Source organism: Pseudomonas sp. KH_017, assembly GCF_057840285.1.
The window spans coordinates 3,812,748-3,832,846 of record NZ_CM174509.1 but is presented as its reverse complement, the minus strand read 5'-3'; the positions used below and the strand labels follow the sequence as shown (position 1 = coordinate 3,832,846).

General features: G+C 61.7%; 18 protein-coding genes and 1 pseudogene. 5 read left to right on the top strand and 14 right to left on the bottom strand.

The window, feature by feature from the left end; all coding sequences use genetic code 11:
• Nucleotides 1-310: 310 nt before the first annotated feature.
• Nucleotides 311-1,351 (bottom strand): AraC family transcriptional regulator ligand-binding domain-containing protein, encoded by a 1,041-nt coding sequence (locus AC3IT6_RS17440; RefSeq protein ID WP_489351483.1) that lies wholly within the window; start codon nt 1,349-1,351, stop codon nt 311-313.
• Nucleotides 1,352-1,422: 71 nt separating this feature from the next.
• On the opposite strand from AC3IT6_RS17440, the gene AC3IT6_RS17435 reads away from it, so the two are divergent.
• Nucleotides 1,423-2,337, top strand: coding sequence for a LysR family transcriptional regulator (locus AC3IT6_RS17435; RefSeq protein ID WP_223447986.1), 915 nt, complete (start codon nt 1,423-1,425; stop codon nt 2,335-2,337).
• Nucleotides 2,338-2,473: 136 nt separating this feature from the next.
• Here AC3IT6_RS17435 and AC3IT6_RS17430 read toward each other — a convergent pair whose 3' ends face one another.
• Nucleotides 2,474-3,391 carry a LysR family transcriptional regulator gene (locus tag AC3IT6_RS17430; protein WP_489351480.1) on the bottom strand — a complete coding sequence of 306 codons (918 nt, stop codon included), beginning with the start codon at nt 3,389-3,391 and terminating at the stop codon, nt 2,474-2,476.
• Nucleotides 3,392-3,488: 97 nt separating this feature from the next.
• Between AC3IT6_RS17430 and AC3IT6_RS17425 the strand changes: the two genes are divergently transcribed.
• Entirely contained in the window at nt 3,489-4,328 is an 840-nt protein-coding gene (locus tag AC3IT6_RS17425; protein WP_489351478.1) for an AraC family transcriptional regulator, read from the top strand.
• Nucleotides 4,329-5,079: 751 nt separating this feature from the next.
• Here the strand turns inward: AC3IT6_RS17425 and AC3IT6_RS17420 are convergent.
• The 11 genes and pseudogenes from AC3IT6_RS17420 to AC3IT6_RS17370 form a co-directional block, all read right to left on the bottom strand.
• A complete protein-coding gene (locus tag AC3IT6_RS17420) occupies nt 5,080-5,643 on the bottom strand; it encodes an NUDIX hydrolase (RefSeq protein ID WP_223441092.1) in 564 nt (187 codons plus the stop codon).
• A 1-nt stretch (nt 5,644) separates the two neighbouring features.
• Nucleotides 5,645-6,397 carry a GntR family transcriptional regulator gene (locus AC3IT6_RS17415; RefSeq protein WP_046042558.1) on the bottom strand — a complete coding sequence of 251 codons (753 nt, stop codon included), beginning with the start codon at nt 6,395-6,397 and terminating at the stop codon, nt 5,645-5,647.
• 88 nt (nt 6,398-6,485) lie between these two features.
• Nucleotides 6,486-6,875 carry a carboxymuconolactone decarboxylase family protein gene (locus AC3IT6_RS17410; protein WP_007991919.1) on the bottom strand — a complete coding sequence of 130 codons (390 nt, stop codon included), beginning with the start codon at nt 6,873-6,875 and terminating at the stop codon, nt 6,486-6,488.
• A gap of 19 nt (nt 6,876-6,894) precedes the next feature.
• Nucleotides 6,895-8,346, bottom strand: coding sequence for an NAD-dependent succinate-semialdehyde dehydrogenase (locus AC3IT6_RS17405; protein ID WP_489351475.1), 1,452 nt, complete (start codon nt 8,344-8,346; stop codon nt 6,895-6,897).
• A gap of 137 nt (nt 8,347-8,483) precedes the next feature.
• Complete coding sequence (locus AC3IT6_RS17400; protein WP_110662724.1) at nt 8,484-8,969, bottom strand: flavin reductase family protein; 486 nt, start codon at nt 8,967-8,969, stop codon at nt 8,484-8,486.
• A gap of 12 nt (nt 8,970-8,981) precedes the next feature.
• Nucleotides 8,982-10,463: an aldehyde dehydrogenase gene (locus tag AC3IT6_RS17395; RefSeq protein ID WP_489351473.1), complete on the bottom strand. Its 1,482-nt coding sequence runs from the start codon at nt 10,461-10,463 to the stop codon at nt 8,982-8,984.
• A complete protein-coding gene (locus AC3IT6_RS17390) occupies nt 10,460-11,293 on the bottom strand; it encodes an alpha/beta fold hydrolase (protein WP_489351471.1) in 834 nt (277 codons plus the stop codon). The genes AC3IT6_RS17395 and AC3IT6_RS17390 overlap by 4 nt, the downstream gene beginning before the upstream one ends.
• Nucleotides 11,294-11,337: 44 nt before the next feature.
• Nucleotides 11,338-11,928 carry an amino acid synthesis family protein gene (locus tag AC3IT6_RS17385; protein ID WP_007978708.1) on the bottom strand — a complete coding sequence of 197 codons (591 nt, stop codon included), beginning with the start codon at nt 11,926-11,928 and terminating at the stop codon, nt 11,338-11,340.
• Between the two features lie 214 nt (nt 11,929-12,142).
• Nucleotides 12,143-12,346, bottom strand: a pseudogene (locus AC3IT6_RS17380) (phage infection protein); the annotation flags it as partial.
• 239 nt (nt 12,347-12,585) lie between these two features.
• On the bottom strand, nt 12,586-13,218 hold the full coding sequence (locus AC3IT6_RS17375) for a response regulator (RefSeq protein ID WP_046042521.1): 633 nt from the start codon (nt 13,216-13,218) through the stop codon (nt 12,586-12,588).
• Between the two features lie 8 nt (nt 13,219-13,226).
• Nucleotides 13,227-14,597, bottom strand: a complete 1,371-nt coding sequence (locus tag AC3IT6_RS17370; RefSeq protein WP_489351469.1) for a cache domain-containing protein — start codon at nt 14,595-14,597, stop codon at nt 13,227-13,229.
• A gap of 378 nt (nt 14,598-14,975) precedes the next feature.
• On the opposite strand from AC3IT6_RS17370, the gene AC3IT6_RS17365 reads away from it, so the two are divergent.
• Nucleotides 14,976-17,033, top strand: a complete 2,058-nt coding sequence (locus AC3IT6_RS17365; protein ID WP_489351467.1) for a carbon starvation CstA family protein — start codon at nt 14,976-14,978, stop codon at nt 17,031-17,033.
• Nucleotides 17,034-17,035: 2 nt separating this feature from the next.
• The gene (locus AC3IT6_RS17360; RefSeq protein ID WP_007976534.1) at nt 17,036-17,233 is read left to right on the top strand and encodes a YbdD/YjiX family protein; all 198 of its coding nucleotides are present in this window, start codon (nt 17,036-17,038) and stop codon (nt 17,231-17,233) included.
• Nucleotides 17,234-17,296: 63 nt separating this feature from the next.
• Here the strand turns inward: AC3IT6_RS17360 and AC3IT6_RS17355 are convergent, their stop codons facing one another.
• Complete coding sequence (locus AC3IT6_RS17355) at nt 17,297-17,503, bottom strand: hypothetical protein (protein ID WP_489351465.1); 207 nt, start codon at nt 17,501-17,503, stop codon at nt 17,297-17,299.
• Nucleotides 17,504-17,812: 309 nt separating this feature from the next.
• Here AC3IT6_RS17355 and katG point away from each other — a divergent pair, with 309 nt between their 5' ends.
• On the top strand, nt 17,813-20,008 hold the full coding sequence (gene katG / locus AC3IT6_RS17350) for a catalase/peroxidase HPI (protein WP_489351463.1): 2,196 nt from the start codon (nt 17,813-17,815) through the stop codon (nt 20,006-20,008).
• Nucleotides 20,009-20,099 lie beyond the last annotated feature (91 nt).

The window sequence follows — 20,099 nt, the reverse complement described above, 5'->3', positions numbered from 1 at the left end:
CCGGCGTGTTAAATTGGCAAGACACCCCCCAAAGTTGGGGCCATTGCCATCAAAGTCGCACCACCATTGGGTTTCTCCCCCGACTTTGGCTGTTTGGCGAAAATCTCAAGAAAACGACAAGCGGTCGTAAGCCTTGATGTACAAGGGTTGTAGCTGCTTTAGTGTGTCAGGTTTGAGTCACCGAATTAATGACGTTTTTTAACAGTCTCCGACAGTTTTTACGCACGGATGGCGCAATACCGGTGTTAAAAAAATGTCCAACAAACTATTGGTCAAGTGCCTGTCGAGTCATAGCGAATTGCGTGGTTTTTTATCGACCTTGCCGGGTTCGCCAGGCACCCGGCGCGCACCCCAGCCACCGCAGGCAGGCACGGTTGAAGCTTTGCACATCGCTGTAGCCCAGGCGGTCGGAAATCTCCACCAGCTCCAGGTCTGTCCCCTGCAAAAAGTCTTCGGCCCGGTAGCGGCGGTATTCGTCGAGCAACTCTGAAAAACTCCAGCCCAACGCCTTCAAGCGTCGGGCGGCGGTGCGTTCGAGCAAATGCTGGGTGGTGCAGAATTGCTGCCAGTTGGCCTCGGCGAGGTCGGTGATCAAATGGTCGCAGACTTGCTCCAGCAAGGTCGGTTCACTGTTGCGTCGGGTCTGCTCCAGCAGTTCGACCAGCGTGTGTTCCAGGTCATGATTGCCCGGTGTCAACGGGATGACGAACAACTGTGGATCGAGGCGGATCGAGTGCTGCGCCTGCCCCCATTGCACCGGTGCGCGAAAGGCTTGTTGATGCTCCTGCGCATTGGCCGTGCAAGCACCGGCCAGCCCGACGCCCAGAACCGGATCACGCTCCAGGCCACTGGCGAGGAATTTGCGCCGCAACATGCTGCACAGGCTGATGAGGATGTAATCGGTGGTAGCCGCGCTGGTTTTCACGCTGCCACGGTCGAGCAGTTGCAATTCGACGCTGTCGTCGCCGCGCACGATCTGCGCCTGGAAGTGCCCGTTGAAAAACGGAAAGAAGCGCACGAAATACTGGCAGGCGCTGTCCAGTGAGTCGGCCACGTCGAACAGGTACGTCAGGCCATTGGTAGCGGTGGAAACGAAACGCCGGCCGGCCGCCAGACCGATCAGCGGGTCGCCGGTCTGCTCCAGGGCAAACGCCCAGAAGCGCCGCGACATGAACAGCGGAATGCGCATGAATGGCGTGCGCAACTCGAACAGGCTGCGACGAAACAGGCCTTCGATACGTTCACGGTCCACACCACGGGCCAGCAACTCTTCGATGGCCGGCAACAGGGTCGGCGCGTAGAACGCATTGGGTATCGATCGATCGTGCAGTGGCTGATCGCTTTTTGTCATGTAGGGCTCACAGCTTGTTCCGGAACACTGGTTAGGCTGCCCGACGTTAAGCGATTTGCCGGAGCAAGACCATGCTTGATTTACGCCAGCTCGATTTGAACCTGTTGCTCGCCTTCGATGCGATTTACCAGCAGCGCAGCGTCACCCGTGCGGCCGAAGTGATGTGCCTGTCGCAACCGGCCATGAGCAATGCGTTGCGTCGCCTGCGGGAATTGTGCGGCGACCCGCTGTTCATCAAGAGTCGCCTGGGTGTAACGCCGACACTGGTCGCCCATCGGCTGGCCGACTACGTGCGTGCCGCGCTCGAGTCGTTGCGCGATGGCTTGCGCATGATTCCCGCCGCGCGGCAGAACAACCCACTGTTGCGCATCAGTTGTCTGGATTGCCTGCAACCGGTGTTGCTCGATGCCTTGCTCGAGTCGCCCCACGCCGATTGGCAGGTGCGGTATTTCCAGCCCCGGCGCCGCGACGCCTTGCAGGACCTGGCCAGCGGCAAGCTGGATATCCTGATCGACCTCGACCAGCCGCTGGCCGGGCTTGCCGGCCTGCACAAACAGGCATTGCCCGCCGACCATTACGTATTCGCCTATGGCGCCGCACTCAAGGAACCGCCGCGGACCCTGCAGGACTATCTGGAGCAGCCACAGATTCAGGTGTCGAGCCGCCGCGACGGGCTCAGCCCGGTGGACTTGCAGCTTGGCTTGAAAGGCCTGCGCCGCAATGTGGCGATGAGCACCCAAAGCACCCTGGCCGCAAAGCTGATCGCCGATCGCCAGCCGTTCGGCATCAGCCTGCCAAGCCGGGTCGCCAGTGTGCTGGGCTTGCAACACGTGCCGCTGCCCCTGGACGAACCCGTGGAATTGAAACTGGCGCTGTACATCGAGTCGCGCTATCGCTTCGAGCGCAGCCGCGAGGAGGCGATGCACTGCCTGCTGCGCGCCCTCGGTGAGCCCCGGGCATTGCAGGCGCTGGCGCGGCGTGCGTGACTTCAAAACTGCGACGACCCCTGTGGGAGCGGGCTTGCTCGCGAAAGCGGTGTGTCATTCAATAATGATGTCGACTGACACGGCCCCTTCGCGAGCAAGCCCGCTCCCACAGGGATTGCGGCGTTGCTGGCATGCCTTAATTCGACGCCAGCAAGCGCCGGTCGACCGTCAGCACCGCATCGACCATCGCCAGCGCGGCCGGTGTCAGGGAGTGGCCGGCGCGGCTGACGATGCCGTAGTGCAATTGCAGGCCGGGGTCTTCCTTGGGCACGTCGGTAAATTCCAGCAGCCGGATCAGACCCTGGTCGACCAGTTCGGCCAAGGCCTCCACGGTGGCGATGCCCACCGCATCGGAGCGCATCACCACGCGGCGGATGGCGTCGAATTGCGCGCACTCCACGCTCGGGTTGAAGTCTGCCTCGCCCTGCACGTCGGCGAGGATCTTGCGGATCATCGGCGGTATTCGCGTGCCGACCACCGCGTAGTCGAGCAGGGCGCGCAGGGACAGGTTCTGCTGCTGCACCAAGGGATGACCGACACGGCAAAAGAACCGCCCACGTCGAGGGCGCAGCAGTTGCACCTGATATTGCGGGTCGCCGGTGAAGTACCGCGCGTCGGCCACGAGGAATTCGATCTGTTGTTCGCGAAGCCAGACCGCCAGTTGCTCCCAGTCGCCCTGGTGGAAACTGATGCGGATCGCCGGATGAGCCTGGATGAATTCCGCCAGCGCCTCCGGCACCAGCACCTGGGCCGGGTACGGGCCGCAACCGAAGTGCAACTCGCCACCGGTCAGGCCGTTGTATTGCGTCAGTTCGTTGTGCAAGGCCTGGCTGCCGGCGAGCAGTCGCCGGGCATGTTGCAGCACCAGTTCACCCTGGCCGGTCAGGCGGAATTCGCGGCTGCTGCGTTCTACCAACGCGCAGTCGAGGTCGCGCTCCAGGGTCTGGATGCTGCGACTGAAGGCCGGTTGACTGAGGTTGATTGCCTCGGCGGCACGGCCGAAGTTGCGGTAATCGGCCAGGGCGACAAGGTGGCGGAGTTGTCGTAGATCCATCATGCGTCTCCTGCATTCGGCGGATACTTTTAATGCATTGGATCGATAGCACAGAGGCTGGCATAAGTACATGCCTGTCTTCTCGCCGTAACGTGCCATGACCCCTCAACTGTTCATTTCCAGCGCCTTCACCCGCACCATTCTCAGCCATGCCCGGCAGTCCGGCCTGTGTCAGGACCAACTGTTGCAACGGGCCGGCATCTGCCTGTCGTTGCTCGAAGGGCAGGACCTGCATGTGCCCGTGCACCTGGTTGAACGCCTGTGGAGTGAATGCGAACGTGCGGGCGCGGGGGTGGCGTTTGGCTGCGAATTGGTCAACGGCATGGCGACCACCACGTTGCGGGGGTTGAACATTCTGCTGGACTCCGCCGCGACCTTGCGCGCGAGCCTGGCGTGTTTCACTGATTTCCTGCCACGGGTGACCAACTACGTAGTGGCGGAACTGGAGGAGGGTGACGGGCTGGTTCATTTGCATTTGCGCAGTGTTGACCGGCAGCCGCATTTTTTCGGCCTCGATGCGGCGACCCTGACGTTGGTGCGTAACATTGCCCGGCGGTTGGGGCGAGCGCCGGCCGAGGTGTTTGTCGCGGTCCACCTGACGCCGCAACAGGCTGCCGGGCAGTGGTTGCGTAGCGTTGGTATCGAGGTGCTGGAGGGTTCACATCCGTGTCTGAGCCTGCCGGCGGCTAGCCTCGATGAGCCTCTGCTTGGGGCTAATGGGTTTTTGCATCAGAGCATGTTGCGGCACTGGCAGACTGCGGCGGCGCAGCATACTCGCAGTGACAGTCTGGAGTTGGCGCGGCACTGGTTGACGGCGGGGGATCAGCCGATCGAGCGGATTGCCGAGCGGTTGGGGTATCGGCAGCCGAGTAATTTTATTCGGGCGTTTCGTAAGCAGTTCGGGATTACGCCAAAGCAGTTTCGCCTTGGTTTGTAGTCTTGGTTGAGTGCATATCCGTTGTTTAGGTAACGGCGGCTTATGGTTTCGCCCTTACGGCGAGTTCCTTTTGTCAAACGACACAAAAGGAACCAAAAAGTCTCGCCCCTTACGTACGGCCCCTCGCTAAGGCTCGGGGTTCCTTCGCTCCGGCATTCATCCGGGGGCATCGCCTCCGGTCGGCTTCGCTCGACCTCCTCTCGATGTGTTCGGCTGCGCCGAACGGCGCTGCGCGCCCACCCCCGGATGAACGCCTCCACTCAGCCTGCCGAGGGGGCGGGTGGATCAAGATCAAAAGCTGCAGGCGAGCTAACGCTCGGCCTGATGAGTGGTGAAGAGCGAAGGTGTACGCCGCTCTGCCTTTGCTTTTCTGTGGGAGCGGCGGTGCGGCGATCCGACTTGCTCGCGAATGCGGCCTGCCAGTCGACAAGATACATCTCAGGCGAACGAACCCCGCGATCAGGCCGGCCGGTAGGCCGCCTCGGGCGCTGTTGCGGTGTACGTCCCCTCGTGAGGCCGAGTGGAGGTTCTGCGCAGTGGGCAACCCGGCATGGATGGCGGCGGGCCCACGGAGCAGGACCGGAGCGAGGGCATGCCGAGCCTGGGCGAGGCACCGAATGTCAGGGGCAAGAGCGTTTGGTTACTTTGCGCCGGGCGGCGCTCCGCTTTTCAAAGTGACCCGCCGTAAGGGCGGAACCCTAAGCGGCCGTTACCAAAGAAACGGATATGTACACGGTCAAAACCCGCAGCATCAGCGAATAAAGTGAATCTTACCGCTGTCATCATTCCCCATGTAAATGCCATACACCCCAGCCTGGCGCTCCTCGATATAACGCTCAAGAATCTGCCGGATCGCCGGATAATAGATGCTGTCCCAGGGAATGTCCTCAGGCGCGAAGAACTTGTAGTCGAGGGTTTCCGGGCCGTACTGCCCGGTAATCTCCAGCGCGATGGCGCGGAAGATGATGTACACCTCGCTGATCTGCGGCACGCTGAAAATCGAGTAGGGCGAGACGATTTCCGCACGTACGCCGCTTTCTTCCCAGACCTCACGCAAGGCCGCCTGCTCGGTGGTCTCGCCGCTTTCCATGAAGCCCGCCGGCAGGGTCCAGGTGCCGGGGCGCGGCGGGATGGCGCGCTGGCACAGCAGGTACTTGCCGTCCTGCTCGATGATGCAGCCGGCAATGATCTTCGGATTGATGTAGTGGATGTAGCCGCAGCTGCGGCACATCAGGCGCTCGTGCGTATCGCCCGGCGGCAGCTGTGACCTAAGGTCAGCGCTGCCGCACTTGGGGCAAAAGCTCGGGCTGAACATGTCAGCGACCTATGCGCGGTTCTTTCAGCGCGATGGGCTGGGTGATCGCCGGGATGTCGCCGGTTTCTTCCTGCTTGCGCTTGAGGTAGTCCAGGGCCACGGCCGCAGCCGCACGCACGTGGTCGACGCAAGCCTGGTGGGCGGCCAGCGGGTCACCGCCCTTGATCGCCTCGACCATGCGCTCCATTTCCTGGTTGCTGGCGCCGCGACGGTTTTCCTGGGACACCGAGGTCGCGCGCAGGTAGCTGATGCGTGCCTGCAACTGGCGCAGCTGAGTGGCCGCGACATGGTTGCCTGAGCCTTCGAGCAGCACATCGTAGAAACCCTGCACCGAGTCGATGACCTGTTGCAACTCGCCGTCTTTGAGCGCCTTGCGGTTTTCTTCCAGGGCTTTTTCCAGGGCCTTGATGTCCTTGGCCTTGGCACGCAGGGTGAACAGTTGCACGATCAGCCCTTCGAGTACGCAGCGCAGCTCGTAGATGTCCACGGCATCGGCCAGGGTGATGATCGCGACACGCGGGCCCTTGGCGTCGGCGAATTCCACCAGGCCTTCGGATTCCAGGTGACGCAAGGCTTCACGCACGGAGGTACGGCTGACGCCCAGGCGATCGCACAGATCGCGTTCGACCAGACGGTCTCCCGGCAGGAGCTGGAAGTTCATGATGGCGCTTCGCAGTTTATCCAGCACGATTTCGCGCAGGGTAACGGGGTTGCGATTGACCTTGAAGCTGTCGTCGAGTGGCAGGCGTTTCATGGGGTCCGCTCTGATTGTGGCTGTCCATGCAAAAAGAGCACTTCGATTACGGGAATCTGGGTGCCCGGTCAGATCAAACAGCCAAGGGTTAACTGGAGGCCTCGGCATCGGCTTCGGCGAAGGCTTCACGGGCGAGCCGGAAACTGTCTACGGCAGCGGGGACACCGCAATAAATGCCGACCTGAAGCAATATTTCGCGTATTTGCTCACGACTCAGGCCGTTACGCAAGGCGCCGCGCACATGCAGCTTGAGTTCATGGGGCCGGTTGAGGGCCGAGATCATCGCCAGGTTGATCATGCTGCGCTCCTTGAGCGACAAACCCTCACGGCCCCAGACATGACCCCAACAATATTCGGTGACCATTTCCTGCAACGGTCGGGTGAAGTCGTCGGCGTTTTCGATGGAACGATTGACGTAAGCCTCGCCCAGCACCTGGGTGCGGATCTTCAGGCCTTTTTCATACTTTTCGTTGTTCATTTGCGTAGCTCCCGTGGGCTCAGAGACCGCCCATCAAGGTGTATTTGAGTTCCAGGTAATCCTCGATGCCGTACTTCGACCCTTCACGGCCCAAGCCTGAGGATTTGATGCCGCCGAACGGCGCGACTTCGGTGGAAATCAGCCCTTCGTTGATCCCGACCATGCCGTACTCCAGTGCCTCGCTCATGCGCCAGGCGCGGCCCAGGTCGCGGGTGTAGCAGTAGGCGGCCAGGCCGAATTCGGTGTCGTTGGCCATCTCGACGGCCCGGGCCTCGGTGTCGAAACGGAATACGGCGGCCAACGGGCCAAAGGTTTCATCCCGGGCGACCTTCATCTGCGTGGTGACGCCGCTGAGCACGGTCGGCTGGAAGAACCCATTGCCCAATGCATGGCGTTCGCCGCCGCACAGCAATTGTGCGCCGTTTGCCAGGGCGTCTTGCACATGGTCTTCCACCTTGGCCACGGCTCGCTCGTTGATCAGCGGCCCTTGGGTGACGCCATCCTCGAAACCGCTGCCGACCTTGAGTTGTGAAACCCGCTCGGCCAGGCGTGCGACAAAGGCGTCGTGAATGCCGTCCTGAACCAGGAAGCGATTGACGCAGACGCAGGTCTGCCCGGCGTTGCGGAATTTGGCGATCAGCGCACCATCGACGGCACGCTCCAGATCGGCGTCGTCGAAGACAATGAACGGCGCGTTGCCGCCCAGTTCCAGCGAGACTTTTTTCAGCGTTGGCGCGCACTGGGCCATCAGCAGCTTGCCGATGGCGGTGGAGCCGGTGAACGACAGTTTGCGCACCTGCGGGCTGGCGGTCAGTTCGGCGCCGATGGCGATGGCGTCACCGGTAATCACGTTGAAGATCCCGGCGGGAATGCCGGCCTGTTCCGCCAGCGCCGCCATGGCCAATGCCGAGAACGGCGTTTCCGGGGCCGGCTTGACGATGCACGGGCAACCGGCCGCCAGTGCCGGGCCGGCCTTGCGGGTGATCATCGCCGCCGGGAAGTTCCACGGCGTGATGGCCGCGACGACGCCAATCGGCTCCTTGCTGACCACGATGCGCGCATCGCCCTTGTGGCTGGGAATGGTGTCGCCGTAGATGCGCTTGGCCTCTTCGGCGAACCACTCGATGAAGCTCGCGGCGTAGAGGATTTCACCCTTGGCCTCAGTCAGTGGCTTGCCTTGTTCGAGGGTGAGGATTTGTGCCAGGGCGTCGGCGTTTTCCAGCATCAAGGCATGCCAACGCTTGAGCGTATTACTGCGCTCTTTGGCGGTCAGTGCGCGCCAGGCCGGCCAGGCCTTGTTGGCGGCCTCGATAGCCAGGCGCGCGTGTTCGGCGCCGAGGTTCGGCACCCGGCCGATGAGTTCACCGGTGGCCGGGTTGAAGATGTCCTGACAGGCGCCATCCGGCGCGTCCAGCCACTGGCCGTTGATGTAGGCCTGTTGGCGGAACAGTAACGAGGCTGCTGGGCTCATGCCGGCTCCTGAGTAAAGTGGTGGACCCTGTGGGAGCGGGCTTGCTCGCGAAGGCGGAGTGTCAGTTGACATCAATATTGACTGACCCACCGCCTTCGCGAGCAAGCCCGCTCCCACAGGGGGATTGTGTCGAGCCATCAGGCCAGGGTGGGCAACGGGCCCAGCTTGCCTTTGTGGTAGATCATCGGCGTCACCGGTTGCGCGGGCAGGATCAGGTTCTTCACCGCGCCGACGATGATCGCGTGATCGCCGCCGTCGTATTCGCGCCACAGTTCGCACTCGATGATCGCCGTGGCCTTCGCCAGGATCGGGTTACCCAGATCGCTCAAATGCCACTCGATGCCTTTGGCCTTGTCCTTGCCTTTACCGGCGAAGGCATAGGCTTCGGCGGTCTGCTCGGCGGACAGCAGGTGAATCGCGAACTGCTTGCTGTCGCGCAGTACCGGGTAGGTGTCTGAGCCGTAGTTGGGGCAGAACAGCACCAGTGCCGGGTCGATCGACAGCGCACTGAAGGCGCTGGCGGTGATGCCGACGATGCCGCCATCCGGGTCGAGGGTGGTGACCACCGTGACCCCGGACGGGAACGAGCTCATCACGTCTTTGTAAATGCCGGGTTCGATCATTTTCCAGGACTCCTAGCGCATCACGAAGGGATCAGGCATCGGTGCCTGGGACAGGTTGATCCACACCGTTTTCAGCTCGGTGTAGGCCAGCACCGAATCGATGCCGCTTTCGCGTCCGTAGCCACTGTTCTTGAAGCCGCCGATCGGCGCCATGGCCGAGACTGCGCGGTAGGTGTTGACCCAGATGATCCCCGAACGCACGTCCCGGGCCAGGCGATGGGCGCGGCCCAGGTCGCGGGTCCAGATGCCGGCGGCGAGGCCGAACTGCGAGTCGTTGGCAATCGCCAGGGCTTCGGCTTCGTCCTTGAAACGGATGACCGAAGCCACCGGGCCAAAGACTTCTTCCTGCATGATCTTCATCGAGTTGTGGTCACACTCGAACAGCGTCGGCTCATAGAACCAGCCGTCGCCCAGATTGGTCGGACGCTTGCCGCCCAGGCGCAGACGCGCGCCTTCGGCGATGGCATCAGCCACCAGGCCTTCGACCACGGCCAGTTGCTGCGCGGTGGCCATCGGGCCCATCTCGCTGCTGTCGTCCTGCGGGTTGCCGATGCGGATGCGCTGGGCGCGTTCCACCAGACGGCCGACGAACTCGTCGTAGATCTCGTCCTGCACCAGCAAGCGCGAACCGGACACGCAGCTCTGCCCGGAGGCGGCGTAGATCCCGGCGATGGCGCCGTTGATCGCGCTGTCGAGGTCGGCGTCGGCGAAGATGATGTTCGGCGATTTGCCCCCCAGTTCCAGCGACAGCTTGGCGAAGTTCTCGGCGCTGCTGCGCACCACATGCCGGGCCGTGGCCGCACCGCCGGTGAAGGCGATTTTGCGGATCAGCGGATGGCGGGTGAGGGCGGCGCCGGTGCTCGGGCCATAACCGGTGACAACGTTGACCACTCCCGGCGGAATCCCGGCTTCCAGCGCCAGGCGTGCCAGTTCGAGGATGGTTGCCGAGGCGTGTTCCGAGGGCTTGATCACGATGGTGTTGCCCGCCGCGAGGGCCGGGGCCAGTTTGATCGCGGTCAGGTACAGCGGGCTGTTCCACGGAATGATCGCGGCGACCACGCCCATGGCTTCGTGCACGGTGTAGGCAAACAGGTCCGGCTTGTCCAGCGGCAGGGTGCCGCCTTCGAGCTTGTCCGCCAGGCCGGCGGTGTAGTGGAAGAACTCCGGCAGATAGCCAACCTGGCCACGGGTTTCGCGGATCAGCTTGCCGTTGTCGCGGCTTTCCAGCTGCGCCAGTTGTTCCTTGTTCTCGGCGATCAGGTCGCCCAGGCGTCGCAGCAATTTGCCGCGTGCGGTGGCGGTCAAACCGCGCCATGCCGGGCTGTCGAAAGCGGTTTGCGCGGCTTGTACGGCGCGCTCGACATCGGCTTCGCCGGCATCGGGCAATTCGGCCCAAGGCTCGGCCAGCGCCGGGTTGAGGCTTTCGAAGGTCTTGCCGGACAGGGCATCGACCCATTCACCGCCGATGCACATCTGGAAGCGTGCGAGTGTCATGCAACGATCCCCTTGATCTGGTTTTGTTTGGAATGTGCGGCCTGCAGAAACTCCAGCAACAGCTGGTTGACCAGGCGCGGAGACTCTACGGGCATCATATGCCGTTGCTCGGCGAGCACGGCAACGGTCGCACCGGGAATGCGTTCGGCCAGTTGCTTGGCCATTTCCGGGGTCGAACCGGGGTCCAGTTCGCCGGTGGCGATCAGCGTCGGTACCTGGATGCTGGCCAGGTCGTCGGCGCGGTACATGTCCTGGGTGGCGAACAGTTCATAAGTGGTCAGGTAACCCTGCGGGTCATTGCCGGCCAGGGTCTGGCGAATCGCGGCGATCTGCGCCGGGTTCGCGGCCTGGTATTCACGGCTGAACCAGCGCGACAGCGCCGCTTCGGCATTGGCGTCCGGCCCGTGCTCGGCAGCCTGGCTGGTGCGGGCGATGACCCCGGCGCGCTGTTCGGCGCTGCGGTTGAACACGCTGTTGAGCACCACCAGGCCTTCCAGGCGTTGCGGGTAGTGCAGGGCAAAGGCCCGCGCCACCAGCCCGCCCATGGAAAAACCGATCACCGTTGCCTTGGGCAATTGCAGGTGGTCGAGCAGCTCCAGCAACTGGTCGGCATAACCGAGCAGCGGCGTACCACTTTCCGGGCGCGGGCTGGCGCCATGGCCGAGCATGTCGTAGGCGATGACGCGGTACTGCGTGGCCAGGCCAACGATCTGGCCGCCCCACATTTCTTTGTTCAGGCCCACGCCGTGGATCAAGACCACGGGCTGGCCTTGGCCGGTCGCCAGGTAACTGGTGCCAGCCGGGGTGAGTTCAGCGGTGAGCCGAATCATGGAGCGCTCCTGCAATGCCTTCTTGTTGTCGTTCTGCTGGCCGGTTACTGGGCTTTTTCGGCTGCCAGTTCTTCCAGGTCGATGTAGCGGTTGCCGATGCGCGGGTGCAGGCGGCCGCCGTCGGCGCAACCCAGGACCACGACGATTTCGTCGGCACGCGGGGCGTCTTCGATCTGCATTTCCAGGGTGATGTAGTGCGAACGCAGGCCTTCGTCGTCCTTGTGCATCATCGGGATCTGGATCGAAGTGCCCGGGCCGCCGCGCTTGTTGGTGAAGCTCAGGTAGCTCTTGGCCTTGACCGCTTCGCGGTAATGGTTGCCGAAGCGCAGGGTGTGGATCACCGCCGAAGCGTGTTCGATTTCGCCGTCGGCGCCGACCACGGCAGCCTTGCCGTAAGCCTCGATTTTCTCGGCACCGCCAATGATGCCCACCAGGCGCTCGACCATCAGCGCGCCGAGGTCGGAGCAGTTGGCGCGGATCTGTGGTTTCAGGTCTTCGACAAAACCGTTGCCCAGCCAGGGGTTCTTCATCACCACGGCCAGACCGACCATGGTCACGGGCTTATCGGTGGCTTTGCCGCCTTCAATAAAGGTTTCTTCGACATAGCTGACGATCTTGCGGATTTCGAAACTCATGAGCTGCTCCGTAGAGGTTTTGGTGTCTGTGCGTCTGATGGTATACCATAATACCGATAGCACAAGACCCTGAACGGAGTTTCTGGTCGGACGGCGATAAAAAGGCGGCAGGGCGGGGGAAATGCGTCGTACGGCCGCTCAAAAAAAATGCAAAAAAAACCCGGCTGTTCAGGCCGGGTCTTTCGTCGAGTCTTGCGGTACCGCCATGCATTCAGGCGTTGCGGCTTTCGATCAGGCGGTCGGAACCACCTTCTGCGACGCGTTTCTCGATCAGACGATCGGAGCCACCCTCAGCCACACGGCTTTCAATCAGACGATCCGAGCCGCCCTCAGCGACAACAGGTTGAGCAGAGGTAGCGGCGAAAGCGTTGACTGCAAAAACCGAGAAAGCGATGCCGAGAAGAGTTTGGCGTTTCATGATGGTGTGCTCCGGGGTGTTATTGGTTGGTATGGAGCAGATGTTACGCCGGGGATTTTTTAAGAGAACTTCATTGAATCAATGGTGACTATCGACGCAGTCAATGGTTGATTCGGTGATCCTTGTGGGAGCGGGCTTGCTCCGGGCGGCGTTCCGACGAAGGCGTCGGCATTGCCAGCAATGTTGTCGACTGACACAACGCCTTCGCGAGCAAGCCCGCTCCCACAGGGTTTGGGGGGTTAGCGGGAAATGAGTCCGTGATCCAGGGCGTACTTGACCAGTGCCGCCGGCTTGTCGATGTTGAGCTTGCGCCGAATGCTCAAGCGGTGTGTCTCCACCGTACGCACGCTGATATCCAGCTCCCGGGCCATTTCCTTGTTGTTCAAGCCTTGCGCCATCTTCGACAGCACCTGGCTTTCCCTCGGGGTCAGTTCGTTGTCGGTGTTCCTGTCGGCGATCAGCCGCTGGGCGATTTCGGCGCTGTAGAAGGTTCCGCCGCTGCTGATGGCTTCGATGGCGGCGATGATTTCCCGTGACGGGGCGTTCTTCAGCACGTAGCCGCTGGCGCCGGAGCGCACCGACTCACTGACGTATTCGTAATTGTCGTACATGCTCAGCACCAGCACCTTGAGCGACGGGTACTGGCTGCGCAGCACGCGGGTCAGCTCCAGGCCGTTCATGTCCGGCAGGCTGATGTCGACCAGCAGCAGGTCCGGTTGGCAGCGTCCGACCATTTCGATGGCCTCGGCGCCGTTTTCCGCTTCGCCGACCATTTCCAGGGGCGACATCACGGCCAGCAACGCCTTGATGCCGTCGCGGACCAGGGAGTGATCGTCGACCAGGGCGACGCGGATCGGAGAGGGCAGGTTCATGCAAGGTTTCACTCTTGTAGTTTTGCGCCAGGTTTCATCGGCAGCCGTACGTCCAGCTCACTTCTGCCCGGCATCGAGATCAGATCGAAGCGCCCGCCAAAATGTTCGACGCGTTCGCGGATGTTACGCAAGCCAATGCCGGCCTGACGACGTTCGACCAGGGCGACGTTGAAACCGATGCCGTCATCGACCACCGTCAGCCGCACGGACTCGTCGCAGCCGCGCAGGGTAATGGACACGTTCTTCGCCTGCGCATGGCGTTCGATATTGGTCAGGCCTTCCTGGACGATGCGGAACAGCGAAACAGCCGCGCCGTCGACCAGTTGGCAGTCGAATTCATTTTCGTCATAGGTCACGGTCAGCCCGCTGCGCTGTTCGAATTCCGCGGCCAATTGGCCGATGGCCGCCGGCAGGCCAAGGGTGTCGAGCAAGGATGAGCGCAGGTCATGGGAGAGACTGCGGACTTCACCGATGGCATCGCCCAGGCGCTCGGTGGCATCTTTCAGCGTGTCCAAGCCCTTGTCGTGGGCTTGTCCGCGTTCCAGCAGATGGCTGGCCAGTTCGAACTGGAACTTGATCGAGACCAGCACCTGACTGATGCCGTCGTGCAGTTCACGAGACACCCGGGATCGTTCTTCCTCCTGCAGGCTGACGATGCGCTGGGTCAGGCGCTGCAGTTTCTTGTCCGCCAGCCGATGTTCGCTGACATTGAGGGTCATGCCGGTGGCGAACACGAACAGCACCGCGACCAGGGCGACCACGGCAATCGCCATCATGGTCTTGCGGATGCCCATGGCCACTTCGGCACGGGCCTGCTGGGTGGCGCGTTCGACGTCTTCGAGGTAGATGCCGGTGCCGAGCATCCAGCCCCAGCGATCGAGCATCACCACGTAGGCGAGCTTGTCGGTCACCTGGCCGGAGGAGGGTTTGTTCCAGGCGTAGCGTTGAAAACCTTCGCCCGATTGCGCGCTTTTCAGTAGCGCCTGAATCACCGGCAGGCCGTGGGGGTCTTTCATGTCCCACAGGTATTGGCCCACCAGTTCCGACTGGCGTGCGTGCATCAGGCTACGGCCTTCGTGGTCGTAGACGAAGAAGTAGCCGTTGATGCCGAAGCTGAGCTTGCGCAGTTCTTCCAGCACTCGTTGCTGGGCGTGGGCGTCGCCGTGGCCGTCGTCGTACAGGGGCGCGATCAGGCTCTGGGCCATTTCCACGTAGTTTTTAAGTTCCGCGCGCTTGCTCGCCAGAATGCTGTCTTCGATCAACTGCGCCTGTTGATCGCCCAATTGGCGGTTGAGGGAAATCACCAGCGCGCAGATGACGGCGATGGCCAGCACCAGCGGCAGAATCCCGAGGGCGACGATCTTGTGTTTGAGCTGCATGTTGACTCCTGCCCGCGCGAAGGCTCGGGATCATATGCCAAAGATACACAGCCTTGTTGGACGGAATGACCATTGGCCGGGGTGAAATGCGAAACCAATGTGGGAGCGGCGGTGCGGCGATCCGACTTGCTCGCGAAAGCGGTGGGTCAGCTGACATCAATATTGACTGATCCACCGCTTTCGCGAGCAAGTCGGATCGCCGCACCGCCGCTCCCACAGGGAGATCGTGGTCTCTACGTAGAACTACGTAGAGACCACGTACGTAGTAACGCGGATTTATTTGTGGACGGCATGCGCAGATATTGGGCCAGCTCCGCACCGCGGACACAATTATAAAAATTACCGCCGCAGTCACTGGCTGTCGGCAGGAGACACGCTATGCCCCGTCTGGCTAAACACCTCGCCTGGTTTGCCGTGGCTGTCCTGGGAGCGATTGCGCTGAGTGTCGTGGCCCTGCGCCGCGGCGAAGCGATCAACGCCCTGTGGATCGTAGTCGCAGCCGTCGCCATCTACCTTGTTGCCTACCGCTACTACAGCCTGTTCATCGCCAATAAAGTGATGCAGCTCGATCCCAATCGGGCCACTCCGGCTGTGCTCAACAACGATGGTCTGGACTACGTGCCGACCAACAAACACGTACTCTTCGGTCACCACTTCGCCGCCATCGCCGGCGCGGGGCCTCTGGTTGGCCCGGTATTGGCAGCGCAGATGGGCTACCTGCCCGGCACGCTGTGGCTGATCGCCGGCGTGGTGCTGGCCGGTGCCGTGCAGGACTTCATGGTCCTGTTCATGTCCACCCGCCGCAATGGCCGCTCGCTGGGCGATATGGTCCGTGAAGAAATGGGCCGCATCCCCGGCACCATCGCGCTGTTCGGCTGCTTCCTGATCATGATCATCATCCTCGCGGTGCTGGCGCTGATCGTGGTCAAGGCCCTGGCCGAGAGCCCGTGGGGCATTTTCACGGTGATGGCGACCATCCCGATCGCGATGTTCATGGGCATCTACATGCGCTACATCCGCCCGGGCCGCATCGGTGAAATATCCATCATCGGTGTGCTGTTGCTGCTCGGTTCGATCTGGCTGGGTGGGCAGGTTGCCGCGGATCCGGTGTGGGCCAAGGCCTTTACCTTTACCGGTCTGCAGATCACCTGGATGCTGATCGGCTACGGTTTTGTCGCAGCGGTGTTGCCGGTGTGGCTGATCCTGGCGCCCCGTGATTACCTCTCCACCTTCCTGAAGATCGGCACGATCGTCGCCCTGGCGATTGGCATTCTGGTGACAATGCCCGAGCTGAGAATGCCGGCGCTGACCCAGTTCATCGACGGCACCGGCCCGGTATGGAAGGGCGGTCTGTTCCCGTTCCTGTTCATCACCATCGCCTGTGGCGCGGTCTCCGGTTTCCACGCGCTGATCGCCTCCGGCACCACGCCGAAGCTGCTCGCCAGTGAAGGGCATGCCCGTTACATCGGTTACGGCGGCATGCTGATGGAATCCTTCGTGGCGATCATGGCCATGGTCGCTGCATCGGTCATCGATCCGGGCGTGTATTTCGCGATGAACAGCCCGGCGGCTGTGGTTGGCGCCGATGCGGTTGCCGTTGCACAAACCGTCAGCAGTTGGGGCTTCGCCATTACCCCGGAAGCCCTGCAAGCGGTGGCCCACGACATCGGTGAAACCACCATCCTCGCCCGTGCCGGCGGCGCGCCGACCCTGGCGGTCGGTATCGCGCAGATCCTGCACAGTGTTCTGCCAGGTGAAAACACCATGGCGTTCTGGTACCACTTCGCGATCCTGTTCGAAGCGCTGTTCATCCTGACCGCGGTCGACGCCGGTACCCGCGCCGGTCGCTTCATGCTGCAGGACTTGCTCGGTTCCTTCGTGCCGGCGCTCAAACGCACCGAATCCTGGACCGCCAACCTGGTAGCAACCGCCGGTTGCGTGGCCATGTGGGGGTATCTGCTGTACCAGGGCGTGATCGATCCGCTGGGCGGTATCAACACCTTGTGGCCGCTGTTCGGTATCTCCAACCAGATGCTGGCCGGTATCGCGCTGATGCTCGGCACCGTGGTCCTGATCAAGATGAAGCGCCAGCGTTATGTCTGGGTCACCTTGCTGCCGGCGGTCTGGTTGCTGATCTGCACCACCACCGCCGGTTTCATCAAGCTGTTCGACGCCAACCCGGCGATCGGCTTCCTCGCCCTGGCGAAGAAATACAGCGATGCCCTGGCCAATGGTCAGGTGCTGGCCCCGGCCAAGACCATTGACCAGATGCAACACGTGATCTTCAACGCCTACACCAACGCGACGCTGACCGCGCTGTTCCTGTTCGTGGTGTTCAGCATCCTGTTCTTCGCGCTCAAGGTCGGCATCGCTGCCTGGGGCACCAAGGAACGCACGGACAAGGAAGCGCCATATCAAGCGCTGCCGGATGCCTGATCATGTTCAATGACCTGAGTCGCCTGGGTAAATACCTCGGTCAGGCTGCACGCCTGATGGTCGGCATGCCCGACTACGACAACTACGTCGAGCATATGCAGACCAAACACCCGGACAAACCGGTGATGGACTACGAGGCGTTCTTCCGCGAACGCCAGGAGGCCCGTTACGGCAGTAAAGCCGGACCGAAGTGCTGTTGAGTGACATAAAAAAACCGGCTGAATAGCCGGTTTTTTATTGAGCGCAGGAACGCCCTGAATGGCTCAGGCCGCGTGGTAATCCGAGTCGTCGCCGCCACTTTTGTCCCGGGGCATGGAAGCATTGCCAACGTTTCGTTCATGAGGCTGATGATCCGGCCTGGCGATCTTGAGCGCCCGGTCGGCGACCTTGGCGTTATGCATCAGGCGACAGAACACGGCGGCGATGATGATCGACAGCAATGACCAGATGACAATGGCTTTGAGGAGCATGGCGAAACCTCTCGCGGCAAACAATTCTTACGAGCGCCAGCGTCCTTGCAGCAAAGGCTACCTATCCATTGTGGCAGGTGTTCATGATCTTGCATTTCCTTGCTGATTTGAACTGTTTATCAGCTATCTCCCCAGATGGAGCGACAGTTTCCCGGACCGGTACTTTAATGGATGTTCTGGAGCGACTGATCACTGGGCTGTCATAGCCTTAAGGCTATGGATCCCATACCGAAAAGCTATTTCTTCAATCGGTGATCCGGATCCACGCTTAAGGATGGTTAGCTGAAAACAAAATCAAGAGGAGATGCCATGTCAACTGAATCGAAATGCCCGTTCAATAACGCCGCGGGCGGTGGCACGACGAACCGCGACTGGTGGCCGAACCAACTGAACCTGAAGATCTTGAGTCAACACTCGCCCAAGTCTGACCCGTTGGGGGGCGACTTCAACTACGCCGAAGCCTTCAAGAGCCTGGACTTCCAGGCGCTGAAAAAAGACCTGACTGCGCTGATGACCGATTCCCAGGACTGGTGGCCAGCGGACTTCGGTCACTATGGGCCTTTTTTTATCCGCATGTCCTGGCACGCCGCAGGCACCTATCGCACCGGTGACGGCCGGGGCGGCGCCGGCTCCGGCCAGCAACGCTTTGCACCGCTCAACAGCTGGCCGGACAACGTCAGCCTCGACAAGGCCCGTCGGCTGCTTTGGCCAATCAAGCAAAAGTACGGCAACACAGTCTCCTGGGCCGACCTGATCGTCCTCGCCGGCAACGTTGCACTGGAGTCCATGGGCTTCAAGACCTTTGGTTTTTCCGGTGGCCGCCCGGATGTCTGGGAGCCGGACGAAGACGTCTACTGGGGCTCGGAAAGCACGTGGCTGGGTGGCGACGTGCGTTATGGCAAAGATGCCGGGCAAGCTCCCGTAGAGCGCAATCTGGAAACCCCACTCGCAGCCGTGCAGATGGGCCTGATCTACGTAAACCCCGAAGGCCCTGAAGGCAACTCCGATCCGGTCGCCGCCGGCAAGGACATCCGTGTAACCTTTGCGCGCATGGCCATGAACGACGAGGAAACCGTCGCGCTGATCGCGGGCGGTCACGCCTTCGGCAAAACCCACGGTGCCGGTACTGTCGACCATGTCGGACCTGAGCCCGAAGCCGCCGGCCTCGAACTGCAGGGCTTGGGCTGGAAGAGCACGTTCGGTACCGGTAAAGGTGGCGACACCATCTCCAGCGGCCTGGAAGTGACCTGGACGACCACGCCAACCCAGTGGAGCAACAACTACCTGGAGAACCTGTTCGGTTACGAATGGGAACTGACCAAGAGCCCGGCGGGGGCAAACCAGTGGAAGCCGAAAAACGGCGCTGGCGCCGGCACCATTCCGGATGCCCATGATCCGTCCAGACGGCGCGATCCGACCATGCTGACCACGGACCTGTCGCTACGCTTCGACCCGATCTATGAGCCGATTTCGCGGCGCTTCCTGGCCAATCCAGACCAGTTGGCCGACGCCTTCGCCCGTGCCTGGTACAAGCTGATTCACCGTGACATGGGGCCGCTCTCACGCTACCTCGGCCCGGAAATGCCGAACGAAGAGCTGCTGTGGCAGGACCCGATCCCTGCCGTCGACCATCCACTGGTCAACGACAGCGATGTCGCCGCGCTCAAGGGCAAGATTGCGGCCTCGGGGCTGTCAGTCTCGCAGCTTGTGTCTACAGCTTGGGCGGCGGCTTCCTCTTTCCGTGGCTCCGACAAACGCGGCGGCGCCAATGGCGGGCGTCTGCGCCTGGCGCCGCAGAATTCCTGGGAGGCCAACCAGCCAGAACAACTGGCCCGCGTGCTGGCAAAACTCGAAAGCATCCAGAACGAGTTCAACAGTGGCGGCAAGAAAATCTCCCTGGCCGACCTGATCGTGCTCGCCGGTGGCGTGGGTGTGGAACAGGCCGCGAAAAATGCCGGCCAAAGCGTGACGGTGCCTTTCACGCCGGGGCGCATGGACGCCAGCCAGGAGCAGACCGATGTCGACTCCTTCGGTTACCTTGAACCGATTGCCGACGGCTTCCGTAATTACCTGAAGCAACAGTACCGTGTGCCGGCGGAAAAACTGCTGATCGACAAGGCGCAACTGCTGACGCTAAGCGCGCCGGAAATGACGGTGTTACTGGGCGGCTTGCGCGTGTTGAACACCAATGTCGGCCAGAGCAGACACGGTGTGTTCACCACGCGTCCGGAAGCCTTGACCAATGACTTCTTCACCAACCTGCTGGATATGGGCGTGGAGTGGAAGCCGGTATCGGATGCCCAGCAAGAGTATGAAGGGCGCGATCGCAAAACCGGTGCAGTGAAGTGGACGGGTACCCGGGTTGACCTGGTCTTCGGTTCCAATGCGCAGTTGCGCGCCTTGGCCGAATTCTATGCCTGCGCCGATGCGCAACAGAAGTTCGTCAAGGACTTCGTCGCTGCGTGGACAAAAGTGATGAACCTGGATCGCTTCGATCTGGCGTGATCCAAAAAGCCTGACATTGCCGCGACCTGAGTGGGATCGGGTCGCGGTCACTTCATCTTCGCCATTGGCCACGATGCCGGTGGTCACAATG